This is a genomic window from Salinimicrobium maris, assembly GCF_049680855.1.
Taxonomy (GTDB): Bacteria; Bacteroidota; Bacteroidia; order Flavobacteriales; family Flavobacteriaceae; genus Salinimicrobium.
The window spans coordinates 361,365-385,654 of sequence record NZ_JBMPGS010000003.1 but is presented as its reverse complement, the minus strand read 5'-3'; the positions used below and the strand labels follow the sequence as shown (position 1 = coordinate 385,654).

Genomic DNA, 24,290 nt, shown 5'->3' with positions numbered 1-24,290 from the left:
AGTATAAAAACAATTTATTTTAGTTTATCAGCTAAAGCCCTGTTCTCCTTCATCACGGCATAAGCGTGTGCTGTGTTCCCTTTGGAATCTGTAATTTCCTTATCGGCACCGTTTTTTAGCAGTAAATCCACAAATTCTTGTTGATCAAACATAGCAGCAAAGATTAGAGCAGTAGCACCCGTCGAGTTTTGAGCATTCACATCGGCATCGTTATTTAAGAGCAATTCTGCAATGGCCGTATAACCTTTAAAGCTAATTCCCATCAAAGCTGTGTTACCTGCAGCATCCCGGGCATTGACCTCAGCACCATTTTTGATCAAAATATGGGTGACATCATAATGGTTATTATAACTGGCAAGCACTAAAGCAGGGAAACCCTTAGCGTTCTTTTGATGAACCAGTGAAGGTTCTGCTGCAAGAGAACTTTGTATATCTTCTGTTCTACCGAGTCGTATGTTTTCGAAAAAGTCCATTGATTTAATTTTTTTGTTAGTTAATGAAAAGCCAGTTTCCCGATTTTTTTGATTCTTCTAAATCGAAATTTATAGAGTTTAAAGTTACAGTATTTGTAAAGGTTGGTTTTTTACTTTCAAAAGAATTTTTCTAATTAAAAATAGAAAATGTCGATGAGGATGAAATTTTAACTTTTCTGATGATCCCTTTAAAACCATTTGCAATTAATGTAGTTTTTTCTGAAGAAGCTTTTTATTTTTATCCTTTAGAAGACTGGAGAGCAGAAAATATTGGTCAAATGAGAAAGAAAAGTTACGGATTTACTTCCGAAGGGGAAGAAATATTTCAATACACGCTAAAAAGCGTAGCTGGAGCAGAAATTGAAATTATAACTTTTGGTGCACGCATTACCTCCTGCAAAGTGCCCGATAAAAACAAGCGATTTAAAAAAGTGGTTTTGGGCTTTGATTCTTTGAGTGATTACCTGAAGGAAAACCCATATTTTGGAGCCATTGTGGGAAGATTTGGCAACAGGATTGCCAATGGTACCTTTTCTTTGGACGGAAAAGAGTACAGCCTGGCACAAAACAACGGTGGAAATCATCTGCATGGAGGAAATAAAGGCTTTGATAATGTCATTTGGGAAGTTGACGAAGCAAACAGCAGTTCGAATGAGCTGAAACTTAGCTATTTTAGTTACGATATGGAAGAGGGATACCCTGGTAACCTTGAAGTCGATGTAACCTACAGTCTCAAAAATGATAATTCTTTGGAAGTTTCTTATGAAGCCGTTACCGATAAAAAAACTATTGTAAACCTTACCCAGCACTCTTATTTCAATCTCTCCGGAAATTTTTCCGAAGATATTCTGGGTCACGAAGTGAAAATCAATGCAGATAAATTTCTTCCGGTAGACCAGACTCAAATTCCAACAGGAGAAATTCGGGAAGTGGAAAATACCCCTTTTGATTTTAGAAAAGCTAAACTAATAGGAGAAAATATTGAGGACGAAAATGAACAATTAAAAAGGAGCTTTGGTTTTGACCATTGCTGGATACTCAAAAAAGCGGAAAACACTGCTCATTTTGCAGCTTCTTCCTATCACAAGGAAAGTGGCCGATTGTTAGAAGTTTTTACTACAGAACCCGGAGTGCAATTTTACTCCGGAAACTTTTTAGACGGGACCTTGCCTCAAAAAGGTGGAAAAGGGACGTATACCAGGAGAAGCGGATTTTGTTTTGAGACACAACATTTCCCAGATTCCCCAAACCAGCGGCATTTTCCTTCTGTAGAGCTCAACCCGGGAGAAAAATTTTCCTCGAAAACTATCTTTAAATTTTCTGTAAAGTAAAAAACAAATCTTAAAATGTGGATTGGAAAAATAAATTTAAAGGAAAGGTCAGTTCATTTTCCTTTCTAGCTATAGAATGAAATTACAGGTTTATAACCCGGGAATAGTCCCGCTGCTGCTATCTTTGCGTTTCACGGAACCTTGTGGAGGATATGGAGTTTTATTTTTGATCCTGTCGATTTGTTCGGGGTCGAACTGCGGAAGTTGCAGTTCACCTTTTTCTCGCCATTGCTTGACTTTTTCTTCTGCTTTTTGAGATTTTTCTTTTGAAAGTCCGCTGTCCCGTCCAAAATAAATAGTTTGTGAAGGAAATGCAAAGCCGGTACCGCTCTCTTCCACCACGTCCATCATTTGCAGAAGCAGGTCTTCTTTGACTTCGAGAAATTCATCATAAGTGGAGACTAGGATATACGCGAAAACTTCAAGGTTTATGGAGTCGGCTCCCAAACCTCCAAAACGTACCCTGGCAGGATCTGGTGAAACCATTGGATGCGCATATAACACAGCTCTTAATTCTACCAGTAAATATCTTATTTGCTCAGGAGTTGTTTCGTATCTAAGACCAAAAACAGGATGAAACCAAAATTTATCCCGATGAGCATAATTTTCAATGCTTTCTGAAGAAAACTGTCCATTAGGAATGGTAACAATGGTCCTGTCCAGGGTTCTAATCCGCGTAGAACGCATTCCTATTCTTTCTACTGTTCCCAGCGTATTGCCCACCCTGCAAAAATCTCCTACTCTTACCGGTTGATCTGTAACGACGGTTACGCTTCCTACAAAATTCTCTATGGTTTTTTGAGCACCCAATGCGAGAGCAATACCACCAATTCCCAGTGCGGCAAGTCCCGTGGTGACATCTACTCCTATAGCGCCCAAAATGGCAATTATTCCAAATATTACAATTGCAATCTTGGCAGCTCTTTGCAGAAAAAGTACAATTGAAACACCCGAAAGGTGGCCCCGCAAGCTCATTCGTTCTTTACTAAAGGAACTAATAAAATCTGTAAGGCGCCAAAGAAGGATCAAAAATGCCAATAAGCCTAAAATAATAACGACCCCACTAAAACGTTGACGCAAAATAATGGAGATCCCTATTTCCTGGGAAATGGTAACAAATAAAAGTACTGCAAAATAAAGCCGAAAAGGTAAACCCAGAGCATTTATAATTCCGGCAGTAGGTTCAGTAGTAGCTTTTTTCCAAAACTGCCGAATCAAAAATCTTAATATGAAAATGAGGGTCCAGGCTAAAAAATAGGAGAAAACAGCTAAAAATATTGCTGCAATCCATTGCCCTACAGCCACTCCTCCCCATATTATTTCACTTAGGATAGGAGGTAGAACTCTTTCCACCAGCAAAGTGTCTTCCACATTAATGGAAGCTATAATTTCTACGGTTCCTGAAGAAATAAGCCACACCGGGCCGCCTTCCGGACCTTCAGTTCGCTGTAAAAAAAGGTCGATTTCTTCACCATTAGAGGTAACCGAACCTATACGGTCAAATTCAGGTGGCAGGTCATCATCGTCTCGTCCTGTTATTTCATTACTAATCCAGGAATAAGGCATAATGTCTCCACTCCGGTCCAGCAATCTTTGTAGAGTAAGTGCCAGTTCTTCGCCTTCTTCATTAGAGATATTGTCATCCAGGGCAAGAAACCTGCTGGCTTTAGAATAATCCCTGTCTGCTACTGCGCCTATAAACCCACTAAAGGTGCCACGGGGAGTTCTTCGGTCTAAAGGATCCTCAGGCCATTGCGGTTCTGGTTCTTCTGTAGTTTCAGGTTGTGTAGTGGGGAGAATTTGAGCATGGACGCTGATAGAAGATGTCAGGAAAATGATGCAGATAATTATTATCCAATGATACTTTAAAATTGTGTGGTTTATAAATCCTCCCATGACACTAAGATAAAATTTTTTTGATTTCACTTCGGGTTTATAAGACGCGTTTGCTCAAAACCATACGTTAAATAAACCTGTTTTCGTCAGTAATTTGATCACCTTATAAAACCTGAAAGTGTAATGCTAATGTAAAAGCTTCCAAAAAAGGCATTTTGAAATCTCTTTCGTATTTGCGTCTTCAGAAGAGATTAGAATTCCGAAGTTCTTGGGCTGGAAGATACAGTCTCTCCTTTTCGGATTAATAAACTTATGTCTTCCAAAATAAGATAGAGGCAGGGAACGATAACAAGAATAATTGAGGTTGCGAAGACAATTCCAAACCCCAGGGAAATAGCCATTGGAATGAGGTATTGCGCCTGTCCCGAAGTTTCCAGGATGATTGGTGTAAGGCCACCAAAAGTGGTGAGGGTAGTGAGCATGATTGGCCTAAAACGTCTAAGGCCGGCCTCATGAATGGCTTCATAAACCGAAAGTTCCTCACGTTTTTTATTTGCATAATCAATCATGATCAATGAATCATTGACCACAACTCCAGAAAGAGCAATTACACCCATTAAACTCACCAGAGAAAGATCGTAGCCAAGCAAAATATGCCCAATAACCGCTCCTACGATACCAAAAGGAATAGCAGAGAGAACAATGATGGGTTGAGTGTAACTGCTAAAAGCCATTGCTAGCAGTGCATATATGAGAAGCATTGCAATCGAAAATCCGCTCCACAGGGAATTTGTAGATTCCCTCATGTCAGCCTGGCTACCTTCAAAGGTCCAGGTGATACCAGGAAAATCGGCTTTTATTTGTGGCAGTACATCCTGCTGCACAGAAGCAAGAACTCTTGTGACTGCGTTTGAGGGTTCCACATCCATCCCTACATTCACCACCCGCCGGCCATCGCGGCGGTTAATACTGGTAAAAGCTTCCCTTTGTTCCACTTCTACCACATCCATAAGCGGGACTTCTATTCCCTCCGGAGTACGAATTAAGAAGTTTTCGAGGTTCTGGATGTCGCGACGTTCTTCAAGAGGAAGTTTAACACGTATCTCAATTTCATTTGTACCTCGCAATTGTCTCATCGCCAATGCTCCAAAAAAGGCATCCCGCACCTGTCTTCCCACCTCATTTGACGTTAGTCCAAGATTTCGGCCCTCGGGCAACAGTTTAAAATCATACTGCATTTTACCCCTGTTGTAGTTGTCATTTATATCCCGGGTATTTTCATAGGTTTCCATTCGTTCCATAAAGGCTTTGCTGGCTCTTTCAAGGGTATTGATATTAGAATGACTCAGGTCTACACTAATATCCTGTTGGTAGCCACCAGGACCTCTTTCTGCTTCAAAGGTAATTTGATCAACTCCTTCAATGTCACCTATATTATCCCGCCAGAGTGCGATAAGCTCCCGTGCCGTCATATCCCGTTGATCTGGAGGGAGCATTACGATTTCCACATCTATAAAATTCTGTCCGCGCACATTTGTTTTAATTCCCTCAGCGACTTCGTACAGGTTATTTTCTTCAAACATTCGTTGCGTGGATCGTGTAATCTCTTTAGCTACCTTTGCGGCCTGTACGGGTGTGGTTCCCACAGGTAGTCTCACTCCTGCCTCTATTTCATCTGCAGCCACTTCGGGCATCATAATCATTCCCATATGATCACTATAGCCATAGCCACCTACCATAAGAAGAAGTGCGATGGCAGCGCTTAAAGTGATGTAACGGTACTTGAGGCATAGGTCAAGCATTGGCCGATAATACGTGTCGATCATTCTATTAAACCAATCCGCAAAGCCTTCCTGCCAGCTTTCGAGCTTAGCAACCCAGCCTTTTTTCTTTTTTTCAGAAAGATGCGCTAAATGCGCCGGTAGAATAAATAGTGCTTCTAATAGTGATACGGCCAGTATGAGAATCACTACGGCAGGAAGTGGCCACCAGAACTTACCTGTTTCTCCTGGCATAAAAAGTAAGGGAACAAAAGCAATTATCGTGGTTAAAATACTAAAAACGACGGGTTTTGATACGTCTTTGGTTCCCGCTATGGCTGCATCAAGGAATCCTAATCCTTTTTGTCGATGTTCAAACACATTTTCTCCCACTACAATTGCGTCATCTACTACGATCCCAAGCACCACCAGAAATCCGAACATTGAGATCATATTGATACTTACGCCAATAAGTGGCAGAAGGATGACTCCGCCAATAAAGGAAATAGTCATTCCCATCATCACCCAAAACGCCAGCCGGTATTCAAGGAAGAGTGTTAGGATTATTAAAACAATACCAATAGCCATTAAACCATTTTCGGTAAGTAAGGAGAGCCGTTCCCTGTAATCTTCGGCCTGGTTGCTGTCAATTCGGTAATTCACCCCGGGTGGCAGTTGGAAATCTTCAATGATCCCTTTTACGGTCTCCTCAATTTCTAAAGGTGATTGATCACCTACTCTAAAGATCTCAAGACCAATGGAAGTCATTTGGTTAAATTGTCCATAAAAGCCTACTTCCTCAAAACCATCGGTAATCTTGGCGATGTCCCCGAGATTCACCTTGGCACCGGAGGCTGAAGTAATAATAGTAATGTCAGCAAATTCCTCTGCCCATTGTTTTCTTTCCTGCATTCTCAGTAAAATCTCTCCAGCATTTGTTTCAACTGCTCCGGCTGGAACATCTTCGCTGGATACGGCTATGATATCTGCCACCTCACCGAGGGTGAGACCGTACTTCCTCAGGTTGTCTCGCGGAATTTCAATATGTGTCATATAATCTGGTACATAACCAAATTCCACTACAGTAACATTGGGATTGCTAAGAAGTTCATTGCGAAGTCTTTCGGCTACGTTTCGCATGGTCCAGAAATCTACTTCTCCATAGAGCGAGACTTCCATGACATCCCGCTGTCGTACCTGTAAATTTACTTCGGGCTCTTCGATGTCATCGGGAAAGGTGCGAATGCGGCCAACTGCCTGGTCTATATCCTGAAAAACCTGCATCCTGTTGGTGCCGGAGACCAGTTCGATAAGAATATTTCCCGACCCCTCGCTGGCGGTGGATGTTATTTCCTTTATTCCCTGTATTCCTCTTACCGCTTCTTCCACGGGCAACAGAATTCCCTGTTCTACCTCTGCCGGGGCTGCACCTGGATAAACCACATTGACCTCTACATAATCGAGCTGAAATTCAGGAAATACTTCTTTCTGAATACTGAACATGGTATAGATGCCGCCTGCAATCAGGATGATCATAAGGAGATTTGCAGCAATAGAATTGCGTGCCATATATCCAATGGCTCCCTCTCTGCGCGGCTTTTTTTCTTTCGGCTCTTCCATAGCAGTTATTCATGATTTTCCTGCTCCCGGTTTGCAGGTGCTGTTTCCTCTTTACTCTGGCTTGCAGAACCTGTCCTCAGAGCAATACCATTGGTGACGGTACTTAAATTCGTGGTTATCACCTGGTCTCCATCTTCAAGTCCGGTGTTTATATAAGCATAATTTGTATCCGTAAGTAGTATTTCTACATCGCGAATGGAAAGTTTTCCTTCTTCCATCACCCAAACGGTATTATTACTGCGAACATAGTCCCGGTTCAATCGTACCACCTCTTTCACTTCCCGCGCCGGTATATGTCCTTCCACAAAAGTTCCTATCATAAGCTCAGGTTTATCCTCATCTTCCTGTGCCAGAGGATCGGGTAGGCGCACCACTATACGTGCCAGCCGCGTCTGTTCATCCAGTGCACCAACGCGGCTGTCGAGATAGCCTTGGCGAAAGGTGTTTTGCGGCCAGGCGGAGTTATTTCTTATCTTGACTTCTGTACCCTGTTCTTCCCCATTTTTCGGAAAAGTGAGCCATTGAAGTTTGGAAACCGGCAAGGTAAGAATGGCCCAGTAGCTGTTCGTCCCTACGAGGCGCCCTAGATCGTCACCGGGAGAAACCTGTGATCCTACGGTAACATTTTGCAAAAGTACATGGGCGTCAAAAGGAGCTCGTACAGTAGTGCGGGCGAGGTTTATTTCAGCCTGTCTTACGGCCGCTTCTGCGGCACGCACCATACCTTTGGCTGCTTCCAGTTGCGGTTGGCGAAGTACAAGTGATTTATTTTGTTCTGAAAGAGTATCACCTCCTACCAATGCTAAATCCTGTTCTGCAACCGTTTGTCTTCCCATTTCCATGTCTAGATCGGTTTGTGCCTGGAGAAGCTCACTTCTTCTAAGCTCTAAAGTATTCCGATAATCAGAGGGATCAATCTGAAGCAGTACATCCCCTTTTTGAACAAAACCTCCCGGCACAAATCCGGAAGCACGGCGTACCACCTGGCCACCTACCTGTGCACTCAACATAACATCTTCTACAGGCTGCACTGTTCCGTTTGCTACAATAGTGGGCCGGTAGTTCCCACTTTTAACCTGTTCTACATTTACGAGCATGGCAGTTTGTCGTGTTGCAGATTCAGATTGAGCTGTAGGTTCTGTCATAAAAATGAGGGCAGTAATTGTTCCGGCTATTACGAGGATACCGATACAAATCCAAACAATTTTTTTGGTACTCATTTATTTTTTCATTTATGGGGTTGCAGATCGTTCTGTCTCAAAACCGCCGGCCAGTGCACGGTACAGTCCAATCCTTATTTCCAGTTGTACTTGTTTGGCTTCAATTAGTTCTCTTTGTAATTGCTGTTCCTGGTCCAGGGAAAGCAGCACGTCCAGATATTCAGAAATGCCATTTAAAAATTCATTTTTTAATTGTCTGTTAGTCTTCTCAAAAAGCTCTAGTCTTCGTTCCAGTAATTCTATTCTTTCCTGTTGTTTTTCGGCTCTTATCATGGCATCTTCTACTTCCTGAAAGGAAATTAGAACAGTCTGTCCATAATTATAAAGCAGTTGATTTTTAAAAGCCTCTGCCTGATCTATCTGCGCCCGAATCCGCGCGCCGTAGAGCAGTGGTGCGATGATGTTTCCTGCCAGGGAATATGCCCAGTCCTGGAACAAGGAATTGTAATTATTTGATCTCATCTGTCCCGAAAGTTCCAGGGAAATAACCGGATACTTGCTGCGAACTGCCTCTGCCATATCCCGGTCTGCAGCCAAAACCAGTTGATATGCCTGCTGTACATCTGGGCGTCGCCGAATAAGTTCCAGTGGTAATCCTGTTTGCGGTAAGGGTGGAAGCTTGGGAAAATAGATTTCAGGAAAATCAACCATATTTTGTGGTGGTCTTCCCAGTAGAACAGCCAGCTGGTTTTCCAGTAATGCTACCTGAGTTTCGAAGAAGATTCGTTCATTGCGTGTGCTTTCCAATAGTTGTTCCTGCCTAAGGATATCCACGGCACGAATTTGCCCGCTGGTAAATCTGGCTCTTATGAGCCTCATAATATCTTCATTAGTATTTATCTGTTCATCGACGAGCTGAAGTTGCTTCTTAGCTGTTACCAGCTGGTACCAGGTTACACTTATTTCTGCGGAAAGAGACATGGCGGCGGCCTGGTAATCAAAAAATGTCGCCTGCGCCCTGAACTCTTCAGCTTCCACACCTGCGCGAATACGTCCCCAGAGATCCAGCTCATAGGATGCGGATAGACCCAATTGCAGGTTTTCACCTCCTGCAAAATCTGGTTGTGGCCTGCTTCTCGCAGTTTGGGCAGAAGCACCTATCTGCGGCCAAAGAAATGAGGATTGAATTCTTACCGCTGCCAATGCTGCCTGAAATTGCTCCCAGTTTGCCGCCAAATTCAAATTGGTGTCGAGTCCTCTTTCAACTAAGCTGTCCAGTGTAGGATCCTCAAAAGCGGTCCACCATTCTTCGGGTAGAATTGCACTGCCGGTATAATTGAAGGGTTCCGGTTCCTCAATAGGAGCATTAACATGATCCATTTTTGGTGCACAACCTTTTAGAAGAAACAATGAAATGGACAAAAAGGACAGCAAATAAATGCGTCTAAAAAAAGATCTGCCGGCTACTGCCAAATTATTTGATGATGGATAAATGGTCTTATAATATTAAAAACAGGTGATGAATCCTTACTGCGATTACATGCTTGTGTTAACCTGTTAAAGTTTCAACAGTCTCATTCTTAGCACTTCTTTAAAGTTACTTTTTTTTTGGAAACCTGCAACCAGGATATTATTCTTATAATGCAACCTGTTTCAAATGGAGCTTTCTCATTATGGCTTATACAATGAGTAAGAAGATTCAAGCATTGCCAGAAAGTATATCCGAAAATGCTATTTTTGACGTCTTTTTTTTATTTCAGAAAGATTGCTACATTTGTATCCCTAACACTGTTAGGGAAAATTTATAAATGGGAATAGTAGAACGCAAAGAACGAAAGAAAGCAGAGATGCGTAAGGCAATCCTGGAGGCTTCGTGGGAGCTGGTGCTCCGGCAGGGCTGGCAGGCGCTTTCCATTCGTAAAATTGCGGATGCTATTGAGTACAGCGTACCGGTAATTTACGATCACTTCGCAAACAAAGAAGCAATTTTGCTTGAGCTAACGAGAAGAGGTTTTCAAAACCTGAACGACCGACTCCTGGAAGCACGTGCGAAAAGTGAGACTCCCGAAGGACAAATTGAAGCTATGGCTGCAGCATACTGGAAATTTGCCTTTGAGAATGAAGCTTATTATCAGGTGATGTATGGTCTTGGTATACCCTCCTGTGAAACAGTCAATAGGATAGCGGAGCTAGGAGTGTTTACAGACCTTATTCTTGAACCTATTAAAAAGCTGATCAACGCCGGCTCAAAACCCCAAACAGATCCTTTTTTGAAGCTGCATACTTTTTGGTCTATGCTTCACGGGCTGGTTTCCATCAACATGATGGGCACCGGGGAGAAGAAAGAAGAAATGAACCAGAGAGTGCTTCAGGATTTTATCTGTAGTTTTTTGTTGGGCTTTAAAGGCTAAAAAAATTTGTCTTTATCGCTAACAGTGTTAGAATTAATAACAATGTAAATAACTGAAATTAAAAATTTAAATTTATGGCTACAACAAAGTGGGTACTGGACCCAACACACAGTGAACTAGGATTCAAGATCAGACACCTTATGATCTCAAACGTAACTGGAAAATTTAAAACTTTTGATGCGCAGGCAGAAACTGAAGGGGATGATTTTTCAAACGCAAATCTCTCTGCAGAAGTTGAAGTGGCGTCTATTGATACCAACAACATTGACCGGGATGCACACCTTAAAAATGCCGATTTCTTTGAAGTGGAATCTTATCCTAAAATGCATTTTCAGTCAACCGAAGTAGAAAAGGTGGATGATGATGAATTCATTATTCATGGAAATCTAACCATCAAAGAAACTACAAAACCGGTAAAACTGAAATCAGAATTTAACGGAATCGTGCAGGATCCTTACGGAAACACGAAAGCCGGATTTTCTTTAGGCGGAAAGATCAACCGCAAAGACTGGGGCATCAATTATAATGCAGCGCTGGAAACAGGCGGTGTAATGTTGGGAGAGGAATTAAAGATCCAGGGAGAGGTACAGCTGGTAAAGCAGTAGTATTTTAGAAAAATTTGGTTAGTAGAGGCTGTCTGCGAAGTATGTTTACGTCAACCTGAACTTGTTTCAGGTTCTTATAAATTCTGAACATCGGATTACAAGATTCTGAAATAATTTCAGAATGACGCTTTCATTCACTTTGTAGGCAGCCTCTTTTTTATACCTTTCATCCAAAATCCATTCTGCTTATTATCAAATTTTTTAAAAGTAGTTTTTCCTTTCCCCGATTAAGATTACCTTTGCAAGGTGAAATTTCTTGCCGTTATATTATCAATCTACTTCCTGGCCTTAAATTTAATGCCTTGTGAAGACAATTCTGTGTCACAACAGGAAACGGCAGAATTTGAACAAATACAGCAGGGGGAGCAGCATGCTCCAGCAGAGGCAGATAGTTGCACGCCCTTTTGCCAGTGCCACTGCTGTCATGTACACGTAGTGAATATAAATTTGGAAAATTTCACTGCTATTGAACCTGCAATTTCTACTTTAATTATTCAAAAAGGGGAAATATCTGGTGAAGAAATTCCCGATTTCCACTTTCAGCCACCGCGCGTTTAATTCAGAAATGAGGATAGCTATGTCCTCTCGTCAGTGACTTTTAAGTCATTCATTTTTTTTCTGAATTAATTACAAATTTATGTTAGACAAAATCATTGATTTTTCGATCAATAATAAATTTATTATTGGTCTGCTCACTGTGGTCCTAATTGGAGCCGGAATCTGGAGTATGACCAAAGTTCCGGTTGATGCACAACCGGATATTACCAATAACCAGGTGCAGGTGATCACCCAGGCGCCTAATCTTGCGACTGAAGATATTGAACAATTTGTGACCTATCCCGTAGAGGTCGCGATGAGTAATCTTCCCGGCGTGCTGGAAATTCGTTCCGTATCCCGTTTCGGACTTTCAGTAGTGACCATCGTTTTTGAAGACGATATGGGAACATATCTTCCGCGGCAATTGGTTTCTGAAAAATTACAGGCCGTGGAGGAGGAAATTCCCGAAGGATTTGGGGACACTTTTATGGGCCCTATTTCCACCGGACTGGGGGAAATTTACCAGTACACTTTAGAGGTGGAAGATGAGTACAAAGAGGAGTATAGCCTTACCGAACTTAGAACCATTCAGGATTGGATTGTGCGCCGGCAAATGGCCATGGTTCCAGGTGTTGTTGAAGTGAACGGCGTTGGCGGAAGGATTAAACAGTACGAAGTTGCCGTCGATCCCGATGAACTCCGCGCAATCGGTCTCAGTATTTCGGATGTTTTTAACGCGCTGGAGAGGAATAATCAGAATACAGGAGGTGCTTATATAGAAAAAGACCATCAGGCGAATTTTATTCGAGGGGAAGGTCTTGCAAGGAGTGTAGAAGATATTGAAGACATTGTTATAACCACTACTAATGGTATTCCTGTCACCATAGAAGACGTTGCAACTGTACAAACCGGAAGCGCAGTAAGCTACGGAGCTTTAACCAAGGATGGAGAAGGCGAAGCCGTGGGAGGAATGGTTATGATGCTTAAAGGTGCTAACTCCAATGAAGTCATAGAAAATGTAAAAGGTAGAATTTCGGAAATACAGAAATCTCTTCCCGAAGGCGTCTCTATAGTACCTTTTTTAGACAGGAGCAAATTAATTGCTGAAACCACCGGCACCATTACAGAGAATCTAATGATTGGGGGGCTAATCGTAATTTTTGTCCTGGTCTTACTGCTTGGGAATTGGCGCGGCGGCCTAATTGTTGCCTCCACCATCCCGTTGTCACTGCTTTTCGCCTTTATTTTAATGAACGTCTTCGACGTATGGGCCAACTTAATGAGCCTTGGAGCGATTGACTTTGGGATTATTGTAGATGGAGCGGTAATTATAGTTGAAAGTACCGTATATACTATACATCAACGCATGAAGAAAAGACGTGAGTTGGGAGCTGTTGAAAAAGATGAAATCGCTTCCTCTTCTGCCAAAAAGATGATGAATTCTGCATTTTTTGGGCAGCTTATCATTTTGATCGTGTTTCTACCAATTCTGGCCCTGGAAGGGGTCGAAGGAAAGATGTTCAAGCCAATGGCCCTCACCTTTATCTTCGCAATGCTGGGCGCAATGATCCTGTGTCTTACCTATGTACCAATGATCTCGGCTTTATTTCTGAAGGCTCCCAAAAAGGAGAGCAAGACCTGGGGCGACAAAATAGTACTCTGGCTTCAGGATAAATATGAACCCCTGCTGAACAGATCTCTCAAAAAGGGTAAATATGTGATCGGTTTTGGAGTGGCCCTTTTTGCACTTGCTGTATTCGCTTTCGCCCGAATGGGAGGGGAATTCGTACCGCAGCTCGATGAAGGAGAAATTGCCTTCCATATTATCATGAAGCCCGGGAGTTCCCTTACTGAAGGTACAGAAACAGCGACAAAGATTGAGCGCCTCTTGTTAAGCGAATACCCGGAGATTCTCCAGGTCGTGAGCCGCTTTGGAGTTTCAGATGTGCCTACAGATCCAATGCCAATGGATCTTGCCGATAGTTTTGTGATCCTGAAACCTCGTTCTGAATGGACTTCTGCCGATTCAAAAGAAGAATTGATCGAGAAGATGAAGGAGACCTTAAGCATTATTCCGGGAGTGGGTTATGAATTTACGCAGCCGGTAGAGATGAGGTTCAATGAATTGCTTACCGGTGTACGAGAGGATGTCGCCATTAAGTTATATGGAGAGGATCTTGATCTTCTTGCCAGTAAGGCAGAGGAGCTGGGAAGCATCATTGCTGATGTTCCCGGCGTAGCAGATATGAAAGTGGAGGCCACGGCAGGATTGCCTCAAATCACTGTAAATTACAACCGGAACAAGATCGCCCAGTATGGCCTAAGCGTTAGCGAACTCAATTCATTGATCCAGTCGGCATTTGCAGGAGGTAAGGCCGGAGTGATCTTTGAAGGAGAGCGAAGATTTGATCTGGTAGTGCGGCTTGAGGAGGAACATCGTACAAATATTGATAACCTTAGAAACCTATACGTGACGCTGCCTTCAGGGGCGCAAATTCCGCTGCGAGAAGTCGCTGAGGTGAGTTATGAACCTGGCCCGATGCAGATTAGCCGGGACAATACCAACAGAAGAGTGAACGTGGGAGTGAACATCAGGAACCGCGATGTGAAGTCGGTAGTGGAAGATATTCAGAACAAACTGGACGCAGAATTTGATCTTCCTGCAGGATACTATATCAGGTACGGTGGAGCCTTTGAAAATCTCGAAAGAGCCAGCAGCCGATTAAAAATTGTAGTCCCCATTGCTTTGCTGCTCATCTTTATCTTAATCTTTTTTGCACTAAAATCATTTAAGCAAACCACAATGATCTACGTCGCCATTCCGTTGGCGACTATTGGTGGAGTTTATGCGCTCTGGTTGAGAGATATGCCATTCAGCATTTCGGCAGGCGTTGGTTTTATTGTACTTTTTGGAGTGGCAGTATTAAACGGGCTGGTTTTGATAAGTGGGTTTAATGAGTTAAAAGAAGAAGGAGTGACGAATTTACAGGAAAGGATCAGCCGCGGAACACGAAGAAGAATACGACCTATCCTCCTCACAGCCCTTACAGATGTACTCGGATTTCTTCCCATGGCCATTTCTACATCGGCGGGAGCCGAGGTACAGCGGCCACTGGCAACAGTAGTTATTGGAGGCTTGCTCACGTCTACTTTCTTAACCTTATTTGTACTGCCAATCCTTTATAAATGGACAGAAGAACGTGCAGGTGGTAGCTTCGGAAGAAAAACCATAACAGCTACAGCTTTTCTTGCACTGCTTATAGGCTTACCGGCAACGACTTTCGCTCAGGAAACCGAACCTATGAATACGCTCCATCGAGAAGAGGCCGTTGCCATGGCAAAGGAGTATTTTCCATTGCTGAAAAATAAGCAACTGCAGGTCGAGCAGCAGGAAGCTTTGAAAAAGACAGCCTGGGATTTTGGTACTTCAGGGATCTATACTTCCGGCGAGGAAATTAACGATGAAAGGGGAATCTATACCACCTTTGGAGTGCAACAGGATGGGATTGATCTTTTCGGGATCATTCCAGGGCGGCGATTGCAGAAGAAAAGAATCCGGTTGGCGGAAGAAGCTTTTGATCTTTCAGAACTGGAACTGGTGCAGGAGGTAAATTCTGCCTGGACCGAAGCTTTTATCGCGAAGAGAGAATTTCAGCTTTTTTCGGAATTAGATTCGATTTACAAAGGATTTGAACGCGCTGTTTCCCTGCGCTATGAAGTGGAAGCGATTTCCCGATTACAGATGTTGACAGCTCAAAGCGAAGTGAGCCAGATTGAACTTCAGAAGCAGCAGGCGCAAAGCCAATATATAGTAGCCCTTCAGAAATTGAACCTGTGGTTGGGGCAGCAGGAATTTTATACTGTTCCTTCGGAAGCAACTTCAGAAATCCTTTTGCCTGAACTACTACTACCGGAAGAACTTCAGGAACACCCTGCTTTAAACCTTATTGAACAGCAGACAGAAGTAGCCGTAGCAGAATATAAAGTTGCAAAAGCAGAATTTCTTCCGAAGTTGAACTTGAAATATGGAATGCAGGAAGTGAATGGAAGCACCGGTTTTTACAGCTACCAGGCGGGATTAAGTATTCCCATACTTTCAGGAGAAACCTATGGCCGCGCAAAAGCTGCCAGGATAGATGTTGAAATAGCAGAACGCACAGCAGAGTTCCAAAAAAGGGAGTTACAGAGCGAATTTTTAAGAGCTGTAGAAAACTACAAAAAGTGGAAAACTTCCTGGGAATACTACGAAGCAAAGGCCTTGCCTTTAACTGCAGAACAAAGAACGGGAGCGCTTCTTGCCTTTAACGAAGGTGCAATAGAATATGTCGCATTCATTCAAATCCTGGATGACGTGGTGCAAACAGAACTGAAGGCGCTTGAGGCGCTTCATCAAACCCTCGAAGCTGCGAACCGGCTTCAATTTTTCCTTAACAATAAATAAAACAAGATGAAAATAAGATCAAAAATTATAATATATGGCCTGGCGCTTTTCACTTTTGCCGGTTTTGTTTCCTGTAAAGATGCAGAAAATGAGGACGCACATACAGATGAACATGGAACTCATGAGGAAGAAGGGCACGAGGAAGAAGAAGGACACGGAGAGGAGGCAATGCTCACACAGCAGCAGTATGAAGCCCTGGATATGAAAATTGATAGTCTGCAGCAACGCAACATGTCGGGCTTTGTAGAAGCAAACGGGCAACTGGAAGTGCCGCCGCAAAATGAGGCTACAATTACTACAGTGATTGGTGCAAATGTTGTGGATATTAGGGTAATTGAAGGAGATCAGGTTCAAAAAGGGCAGGTTTTAGCATACATTTCCCATCCTGACATTGTAAGGATGCAGACAGAATTCTTGAATGCTTCCAATCAACTCAATTTTCAGGAAAAGGAATTCAACCGCCAGGAGAAATTGTATAATGCAGGAGTTGGTTCCGGAGAAACTTTTCAAAGAGCCGAAGCTGAGCTCCAGAATGCAAAAGGAAACTTACAGGGCCTACGTTCTCAACTACAACTTTTGAACGTGAATCCCGAAAATGTCCTTAATGGCAATGTCACAGAGCGAATCCCGGTGAGAAGTCCCATTGCAGGAGCTGTTGAGGATGTAAATGTTAAGACAGGACAGTTTGTACAGGCCCAGGATGTTATGTTTGAGATCGTAAATACAGAGCATGTTCACGCAGATCTAATGGTGTTTGAAAAAGATGTTTCTAAAGTAAAGGTAGGTCAGAACGTAAATTTTAGTGTAGAATCTTTGCCGGGAACCGAGCTTAAAGCTAAAATTATTTCTGTAAGCCAGACTTTTGAACGGGATCCAAAAGCAGTACATGTGCATGCTGAAATTGATGAGAAACCAGAAAATCTTATTCCCGGGATGTATGTTAGAGGAAAAATTTTAGTTGATGAAACAAAGATGAAGGCTTTGCCACAAGACGCTGTTGGCAGAGACGGAGATAAATTTTATGTTTTTAGAGCAGAAAGAGAAGGGGAAGGCTGGAGTTTTAAACCAGTAGAGGTAAGTACCGGTGCCAGTGACGGGGAATGGATCGCCATTAATTTCCTGGGTGAAGCTCAACCTGCAGATCTTTTTGCTTACAATAACGCCTATTATCTTATGGCTCAAATGAAAAAAGGGGAAGGCGGACACGCACATTAATCATTATTAAAATCTACTTTTATGGAAACGGAAACACATACCATGACCAGTCAAAGATCAAAAAAGTTATTGCATTACGCTTTGATTTTAAGCGCGATCACTGTGGGTTACAATATCATAGAAGGAGTTGTTTCGGTGTTTTTTGGTGCCAGTGATGAAACTTTGGCATTGTTTGGTTTTGGCCTTGACAGCTTTGCCGAAGTGCTTTCGGGAATTGGTATAGCGCATATGATCTTTCGTATGAAGGGAAACGCCGTCAATGAACGAGATAAATTTGAAATTACTGCTTTAAAGATCACAGGAACTGCTTTATATATCTTAACCGCCGGACTTATAATGGGCGCCGGAATTGCCATTTTTAATAAATCCAATCCCCATACAACTGTCGCCGGAATTGTCATAGCAGCGATCTCCATCTTGACGATGTACTTTCTTTACCAACAAAAGCTGAAGGTAGGAAATGAAATGGGAAGTAAACCAATCATTTTAGATGCGAAATGTACCAAGACCTGCTTTTATCTTTCTTTTATTCTCCTTGCTTCCAGTTTGATCTATGAATTATGGGAAATCCCGTACATCGACGCCATTGGTAGTCTTGGAATTGCCTGGTACGCCTGGAAAGAAGGCAAAGAAGCTTTTGAAAATGCCAGGTCGAAGAGCCTTTCCTGTGCAAGCGATTGTTGTTAAAATTGGCCAGGTGTTCTTCCAAATAAAAAGACGTATAAAGATTACCTACGGAATATTCAAAAATGGGATCTTTTGCCTTCTTTCTATACGTGAAACTGTTTTTACTGGTCATCACTCCCTGCCTCTGTAACCTGCACCTGAGTGGTTGGGGTAGGGGTGCTTTCTGGTTGAAGCTGTACCAGTACATTTTTATCACTGGCTTGTACCATTTTAAACATTTCTTTGACTTGTGGAGAGAAATTTTCCCAAATTTCAAACACGCCTTTCTTACTCTTTACGACCATTTTTACAATGCCATGGTCAATTTTGGTGCTAACATCCTTTACTCCCTTCATTTCTTTCAGCTCATTGAATACAAGAGAAAGTTTTTCATCACCAAATTGAAGTCCGGCGAAAGCAATAACCGTTTCTTTCTTATTCTTCCCGCTTCCAAAAATGCCTCCAAAGGTGTTTTTTAGAGTATTTACAGTATTCTGTGTAGTTTTAATGGTTGTATCTAAGGCCATTGCCTGTTCATTCATTTCAGTCGCTTCGGCATTGGCTTTTTTCACATCTTCTGCCTGGGCAAAAGTGTGAAAACCTATAAATAATACCCCTGCCAAAAAAATGTTTTTTAAAATTTTCATAATCTCATGTTTTATGGGTTTAACAAATTTACGAGAGGAGCTGGCAATTTTTAAAAAGGGGGAGTCAAGCTTAAAAATATGAAGCTTTATTCTTCTTTGCCAATGCTTTTTATTTACTGCGTTCTTCCATTATTTAATGTAAAGAATCAATTATTTGTTGAAAAATTCTTAATTTCATGATCTCCCTAAAATTTCTCTTTCCCCTGTAGGAGAATAAGTTACCCTCACTGGTAATTGCTTCAGAAGAAGCTATCTCTGAATATCTGTTTGTACAACTAGAGCGGACAGTGATAGAAAAATTCGTTGAAACACTTTTTTCATGATTAGAGCAATCATCATAGATGACGAAGAACCATCCATTGACCGATTAAAGAGTTTTATGGAAAGCAGTGCACTACCCATTGAGCTATATGGAAGCTTTGCCTTGATCAATGACGCCATAAAGAAATTAGACGAACTTCAAGTAGATGTTGTATTTCTAGATATAGAAGTAGGGGAGGAAAATAGTTTTGATTTTCTGAAGAAGATGAAAAACAGGAATTTCGAAGTCATTTTTACAACGGCTTTTCTAAAGTACGCTATTCAGGCTTTAAAGATTAGTGCGGTAGATTACCTGTTGAAGCCGGTGAAGCGAGAGGATTTTGATGAGGCCATCTTTAGACTGCAGGAAAGATTGTCTCTAAAAGGAAATGCAGAAAAGATTGAAATGCTGCTACATAACTTGGCCAGTCAAAATCTTCACAAAAAAATAAGCCTTCCTACTGCTGAAGGCTATACCTTTCTTGATATCCAGGACATTGTTCGCTGTGAAGCCGATGTCAATTACACTCACATCTTTTTAATTACAGGGCAAAGGATCACCGTGTCAAAAAGTCTCAAATATTTTGATGGACTTCTTAGCAATTTCAACTTTTCGAGGATCCACAATTCTCACCTTATCAATTTATCTTATGTCAAAAAATATACAAAGGGTAAAGGAGGTTACGTTACTATGACAGATAATTCTAAAATCATGGTTTCCACTCGTAGAAAGGAAAAGTTCCTGAACCTATTAAAGTAAACCATTCAAAAAAGGTATTTTTGAGAGTCAAAATAAACTACAATTAAATGAGCGTAAAAACCTCTTTTTCCAACTACAGAAGACAAGGACCTTTTCTATAGATAAGACATTGCCCCTCTTCCCGGTTCTTCACTAAAAATCTTATCTTGCAAGCGTAAACCGTGGCCCACAGCAGCAGAAAAAGAACAGCTTATCAAACTTCAAAATTTCAAACAACTCTTTCCCTTCGGAAAAAAATATCCTTACCATGTAGGAATCACATTAAGTGGAGGCAGTGCACGTGGCTACGCCCATGTGGGTGTTTTGCAGGCCTTGCATGAATATGGTATTGAGCCGCAGATAATTTCAGGAACCAGTATGGGTGCCGTGGTGGGCGTTTTGTACGCAGCAGGTCATTCTCCTGAAGAAATCAAAGAAATACTCGTAAAAGAAACTTTTAAAAAAATGACCGGCTTTTCCTGGCGCCGCACAGGGCTTTATAAACTTGAAAAAATGAAGCTGGCCCTTCAAAAGTATATTCCGGAAGATGATTTTTCGGGCCTGGAAAAGCCATTTTTTCTTGGTCTTTCCAATCTTAATGATGCTTGTGGCGAGATTCGCAGCAGCGGGAATTTGTTTGATTATGTAGTTGCAAGCTGCTCGGTTCCCGGTTTTTTTGCTCCCATCGTCCTGGATGAAATAAGTTGGGTTGACGGCGGACTCCTTTGCAATTTACCTGCTTCGGCTATAAGGGATAAATGCAAGTTTCTTATTGGTTCTCACGTGAATTTCCCCGGAAAAAAGTCTGATTTTACAGGTCCTAAAGGTATCATGGAACGTTCTATAAACCTGGGGATCACACAAAACACCAAGCCTGAAATGGAATTGTGCGATTTTGTTATTGATCCTCCGGGAATGCAGCAATATTCTTTATTTGATTTCCGCAGGATTGAAGAAATCATTAATGTAGGATATGAACATACTGTGCACATGATTAAAGCAGGTGAGCTGCCGGTACATAAACTTTCAGGCAAAAAGTAGTACGAAAAATGCCATTTTTCAATGGTGATTATTTCAATAGTTAATTAATAATCCATCAAGAAACTTCTGTCTGCTAAGAGGCTGAGATGGATTTGAAAAAATAGAATTTTCTCTTTTCCCATATAAACTATAAATTTTTTTCTTTCCATCTATTGATTTTTCCAATGGTATCAGGAAAGTCATAAGTGTTAATTATTGTATTTTTATGTAAATTATTCATCAAAAATTTTTTACAATGGAAAATAATAACCCTCACGAAAAGCCCGGAAATCATAAGGTCTGGGAAGTAAACGAATCCAGCAGATGTCCTTTTATGGGTGGCGCACTCGATAAAACTGCCGGCAGCGGTACTTCTAACCGTGACTGGTGGCCAAACATGCTCAATTTGAGTATTCTGCGGCAACATTCTAATCTCTCCGATCCCATGGATGAAGGATTTGATTATGCTGAAGAATTTAAAAGTCTTGATCTTGCCGCTGTAAAGAAAGATCTTCATGAACTTATGACTGATTCCCAGGATTGGTGGCCGGCAGATTACGGTCATTATGGAGGATTGTTCATTCGTATGGCCTGGCACAGTGCAGGAACTTATCGTATTGGCGATGGTCGTGGTGGGGCCAGTACAGCCGGACAAAGATTTGCCCCGTTGAACAGCTGGCCAGATAACGCGAACCTGGATAAGGCACGCCTTCTCCTTTGGCCTATCAAACAAAAATATGGACGAAAGATATCCTGGGCAGATCTTTTGATCCTTACAGGAAATGTGGCTCTGGAATCTATGGGACTAAAGCCGTTTGGATTTGCAGGTGGCCGTGAAGATATTTGGGAGCCTGAGGAAGATATCTATTGGGGTTCTGAAGGTGAATGGTTGGGAAATAAAGAACGCTACGCAGAAGGTGATAGCCTTGAGCAACCGCTGGGAGCTTCTCACATGGGGCTCATCTACGTAAATCCGGAAGGCCCTAATGGTAACCCAGATCCCATTGGATCTGCACGTGACATACGGGAAACCTTTGGCCGTATGGCGATGAATGATTATGAAACGGTAGCACTTATCGCGGGAGGACATACCTTTGGAAAAACCCACGGTGCTGCAGATCCTATAGAGAATGTAGGAGCAGAACCTGCAGGCGCATCTATTGAAGAAATGGGATTGGGCTGGAAAAACAAGTTTGGTACGGGTAATGCCGGCAGCACCATTACAAGTGGTATTGAAGGAGCATGGACCAATACACCAACAAAATGGAGTAATGGCTTTTTTGATAACTTATTCGGTTACGAATGGGAATGCCATAAGGGTCCCGGTGGCGCCTATCAATGGAGACCGAAAAATGGTGCAGGAGAGGAGACTATCCCAGATGCACATGATCCCGAGAAGAAACACGCTCCTTTTATGCTGACTTCTGATATTGCTTTGAGAGAAGATCCCGAATACGGAAAAATCTCCAAGCATTTTCATGAAAATCCTGAAGAATTCGCAGAGGCCTTTTCCAGAGCATGGTATAAATTAACACATAGAGATATGGGCCCTGTTTCCCGTTATCTTGGGCCTGAAGTACCTTCAGAAGAACTTATTTGGCAGGATCCAATTCCTAAAGTAGATCATGAATTGATTGATCGTGATGATATCGCCGTTCTGGAGAAAATGATCTTCAATGAAGATCTTTCCGTTTCACAGCTGGTCAAAACTGCTTGGGGATCTGCCGTGACCTTCCGTAATTCAGATAAGCGTGGTGGAGCTAATGGTGCCCGCATTCGGCTGGAGCCACAAAGGCATTGGGAAGTAAACAATCCATCACAATTGCAGGAGGTTTTGATGAAATTGGAAAAGGTTCAGAAAGAGTTTAATGATGCTCAAAAAGGGAATAAAAGAGTATCACTTGCAGATCTTATTGTGCTTGGAGGATCTTTAGCCGTTAAAAAAGCAGCCAAAGATGCAGGTTTTGATATAGGTGTACCATTCGCGCCAGGACGTATGGATGCGACGGAAGAGCAAACCGATGCCGAAATGTTTGATCCGTTAGAGCCCATCGGTGACGGATTCAGAAATTACGTGAAAAAAGGGAACAGCCTGGCGGCTTCGGCTGAAGAGTTGCTGGTAGACAGAGCACAATTGCTAAGCCTTACACCTCCAGAAATGACGGTTTTAATCGGGGGTATGCGTGCATTGGCAGCCAATTATGACGGTTCTAAACATGGAGTATTTACAGATCGTCCAGGGCAGCTAACCAACGATTTCTTTGTGAATCTGCTGGATATGAATACCACGTGGAAAGCAACTTCTGAAGCTCAGGATGAGTTTGAGGGTCGTGATCGCGCTACAAATGAAGTGAAGTGGACTGCAACGAGGGTAGATCTTATTTTTGGTTCGAATTCCGAATTACGTGCACTTGCTGAGGTATATGCCTGCAGCGATTCTAAAGAGAAGTTTGTGAAGGATTTTGTAAAAGCCTGGGATAAGGTGATGAATCTGGACCGGTTTGATCTTAAAAATTAAAATTTAAATATCTTAATCTAAAAGAGGTTGTCTCAATGACAGCCTCTTTTTTCATTTAAAATATTTAAGCCTGCCATTTTTACTTCTGAAAATTTTAAGAACAGGAGGGAAAAATGCCATTTCTGAAGATCTTTTTTAGTTGTAATTTTTTAGCAGGTTTTAGTTCTTTAGGAATTGGCGGAATCTTTTTTCATTGGAGTTTCCTGCATAACCAAAAGTAAATTCACCTGTTCTGCTACAGCAAAAGATGTTAGTTGAGGTGAATATCACCCGTCACTCTATCCATGCTTCGCCAATTTTTGGTTCCCGGAGATATAGGATGCATTTCCTGTCCCACAAATATATTTTTCTTCTGTATCTAAGGATGGGCGTGGGCATAAATTACACATATCAGTGTTTTATAAATTAAACCCTCAGGAGCCCCCTAAATCCTCTTACAGCGTAGTAGGAATCAGCACCGTTGTGATAAATGAACATCTGCCCGTAGCGGAAATCTCCAAAAATGGCCCCTCCCAGTTCTCTTATTTCGGTGGGCGTTTTAATCCAGCTGGAAGTTTTCGTGTCAAAATTACCGAGCTGTTGCAATTGCCGGTACTGTTGCTCGCTAAGCAGCTCAATTCCCATGGCAGCAGCCGTGTCTAATACATTATTCTCGGGTTTATATTTTTTCCTGGATTCCAGCGCCTCTCGGTCATAACAGGTGCTTCTGCGACCTTTAGGACTTTCGGGAGAACAGTCGTAAAAAATATATTCTTCAGTCTTCTTATCAAAGTCAACTACATCGGGTTCCCCATGGGTTCTTTCCATCTCGTTAAGAGAAAATAGTTTTTCATCATTTGTTTCCAACTTTGCCTGAATTTTATCCCATTCCAGATTTTTGTGACGGTTCATATGTTTTTCAAAACGATCTTTAAGGGTATTTAGCAGTAGTTGGCGTTGATCTTTAGAGAGGGTTCTATTTTTACTTATAAACGAATTTTTTGAGGATCCTATACATATAGTTTGTTCAAA

Annotated in this window: 17 protein-coding genes; 10 read left to right on the top strand and 7 right to left on the bottom strand. The window is 42.1% G+C overall.

Annotated elements, in window-relative coordinates; all coding sequences use genetic code 11:
- Positions 1–14: 14 nt before the first annotated feature.
- Positions 15–473 (bottom strand): ankyrin repeat domain-containing protein, encoded by a 459-nt coding sequence (locus ACOV1Q_RS12205; protein ID WP_424494672.1) that lies wholly within the window; start codon positions 471–473, stop codon positions 15–17.
- Positions 474–652: 179 nt separating this feature from the next.
- Here ACOV1Q_RS12205 and ACOV1Q_RS12200 point away from each other — a divergent pair, with 179 nt between their 5' ends.
- Positions 653–1,804: an aldose epimerase family protein gene (locus ACOV1Q_RS12200; protein ID WP_424494671.1), complete on the top strand. Its 1,152-nt coding sequence runs from the start codon at positions 653–655 to the stop codon at positions 1,802–1,804.
- A 90-nt stretch (positions 1,805–1,894) separates the two neighbouring features.
- On the opposite strand, the gene ACOV1Q_RS12195 is transcribed toward ACOV1Q_RS12200, so the two are convergent.
- The 4 genes from ACOV1Q_RS12195 to ACOV1Q_RS12180 form a co-directional block, all read right to left on the bottom strand.
- Positions 1,895–3,700 (bottom strand): mechanosensitive ion channel family protein, encoded by a 1,806-nt coding sequence (locus ACOV1Q_RS12195; protein WP_424494670.1) that lies wholly within the window; start codon positions 3,698–3,700, stop codon positions 1,895–1,897.
- 191 nt (positions 3,701–3,891) lie between these two features.
- The gene (locus ACOV1Q_RS12190) at positions 3,892–7,020 is read right to left on the bottom strand and encodes an efflux RND transporter permease subunit (protein ID WP_424494669.1); all 3,129 of its coding nucleotides are present in this window, start codon (positions 7,018–7,020) and stop codon (positions 3,892–3,894) included.
- Between the two features lie 5 nt (positions 7,021–7,025).
- Positions 7,026–8,240 carry an efflux RND transporter periplasmic adaptor subunit gene (locus tag ACOV1Q_RS12185; protein ID WP_424494668.1) on the bottom strand — a complete coding sequence of 405 codons (1,215 nt, stop codon included), beginning with the start codon at positions 8,238–8,240 and terminating at the stop codon, positions 7,026–7,028.
- 12 nt (positions 8,241–8,252) lie between these two features.
- Positions 8,253–9,560 (bottom strand): efflux transporter outer membrane subunit, encoded by a 1,308-nt coding sequence (locus ACOV1Q_RS12180; RefSeq protein WP_424494667.1) that lies wholly within the window; start codon positions 9,558–9,560, stop codon positions 8,253–8,255.
- 428 nt (positions 9,561–9,988) lie between these two features.
- On the opposite strand from ACOV1Q_RS12180, the gene ACOV1Q_RS12175 reads away from it, so the two are divergent.
- The 6 genes from ACOV1Q_RS12175 (at position 9,989) to ACOV1Q_RS12150 (ending at position 18,076) form a co-directional block, all read left to right on the top strand.
- A complete protein-coding gene (locus tag ACOV1Q_RS12175; RefSeq protein ID WP_424494666.1) occupies positions 9,989–10,591 on the top strand; it encodes a TetR/AcrR family transcriptional regulator in 603 nt (200 codons plus the stop codon).
- 74 nt (positions 10,592–10,665) lie between these two features.
- On the top strand, positions 10,666–11,196 hold the full coding sequence (locus ACOV1Q_RS12170; protein ID WP_424494665.1) for a YceI family protein: 531 nt from the start codon (positions 10,666–10,668) through the stop codon (positions 11,194–11,196).
- 246 nt (positions 11,197–11,442) lie between these two features.
- Positions 11,443–11,754: a DUF6660 family protein gene (locus ACOV1Q_RS12165; RefSeq protein ID WP_424494664.1), complete on the top strand. Its 312-nt coding sequence runs from the start codon at positions 11,443–11,445 to the stop codon at positions 11,752–11,754.
- 79 nt (positions 11,755–11,833) lie between these two features.
- Positions 11,834–16,174 (top strand): CusA/CzcA family heavy metal efflux RND transporter, encoded by a 4,341-nt coding sequence (locus ACOV1Q_RS12160; protein WP_424494663.1) that lies wholly within the window; start codon positions 11,834–11,836, stop codon positions 16,172–16,174.
- A 6-nt stretch (positions 16,175–16,180) separates the two neighbouring features.
- Positions 16,181–17,389 (top strand): efflux RND transporter periplasmic adaptor subunit, encoded by a 1,209-nt coding sequence (locus tag ACOV1Q_RS12155; RefSeq protein WP_424494662.1) that lies wholly within the window; start codon positions 16,181–16,183, stop codon positions 17,387–17,389.
- Positions 17,390–17,410: 21 nt separating this feature from the next.
- Positions 17,411–18,076 (top strand): cation efflux transmembrane domain-containing protein, encoded by a 666-nt coding sequence (locus tag ACOV1Q_RS12150; RefSeq protein WP_424494661.1) that lies wholly within the window; start codon positions 17,411–17,413, stop codon positions 18,074–18,076.
- 101 nt (positions 18,077–18,177) lie between these two features.
- Here ACOV1Q_RS12150 and ACOV1Q_RS12145 read toward each other — a convergent pair whose 3' ends face one another.
- Positions 18,178–18,702, bottom strand: coding sequence for a hypothetical protein (locus ACOV1Q_RS12145; RefSeq protein WP_424494660.1), 525 nt, complete (start codon positions 18,700–18,702; stop codon positions 18,178–18,180).
- Between the two features lie 319 nt (positions 18,703–19,021).
- Between ACOV1Q_RS12145 and ACOV1Q_RS12140 the strand changes: the two genes are divergently transcribed.
- The 3 genes from ACOV1Q_RS12140 (at position 19,022) to katG (ending at position 23,279) form a co-directional block, all read left to right on the top strand.
- Positions 19,022–19,762 carry a LytR/AlgR family response regulator transcription factor gene (locus ACOV1Q_RS12140; RefSeq protein WP_424494659.1) on the top strand — a complete coding sequence of 247 codons (741 nt, stop codon included), beginning with the start codon at positions 19,022–19,024 and terminating at the stop codon, positions 19,760–19,762.
- A 108-nt stretch (positions 19,763–19,870) separates the two neighbouring features.
- Complete coding sequence (locus ACOV1Q_RS12135) at positions 19,871–20,782, top strand: patatin-like phospholipase family protein (protein ID WP_424494688.1); 912 nt, start codon at positions 19,871–19,873, stop codon at positions 20,780–20,782.
- Between the two features lie 235 nt (positions 20,783–21,017).
- Positions 21,018–23,279 carry a catalase/peroxidase HPI gene (katG, locus tag ACOV1Q_RS12130; RefSeq protein ID WP_424494658.1) on the top strand — a complete coding sequence of 754 codons (2,262 nt, stop codon included), beginning with the start codon at positions 21,018–21,020 and terminating at the stop codon, positions 23,277–23,279.
- A gap of 405 nt (positions 23,280–23,684) precedes the next feature.
- On the opposite strand, the gene ACOV1Q_RS12125 is transcribed toward katG, so the two are convergent.
- Positions 23,685–24,248: a DUF4256 domain-containing protein gene (locus ACOV1Q_RS12125; protein ID WP_424494687.1), complete on the bottom strand. Its 564-nt coding sequence runs from the start codon at positions 24,246–24,248 to the stop codon at positions 23,685–23,687.
- Positions 24,249–24,290 lie beyond the last annotated feature (42 nt).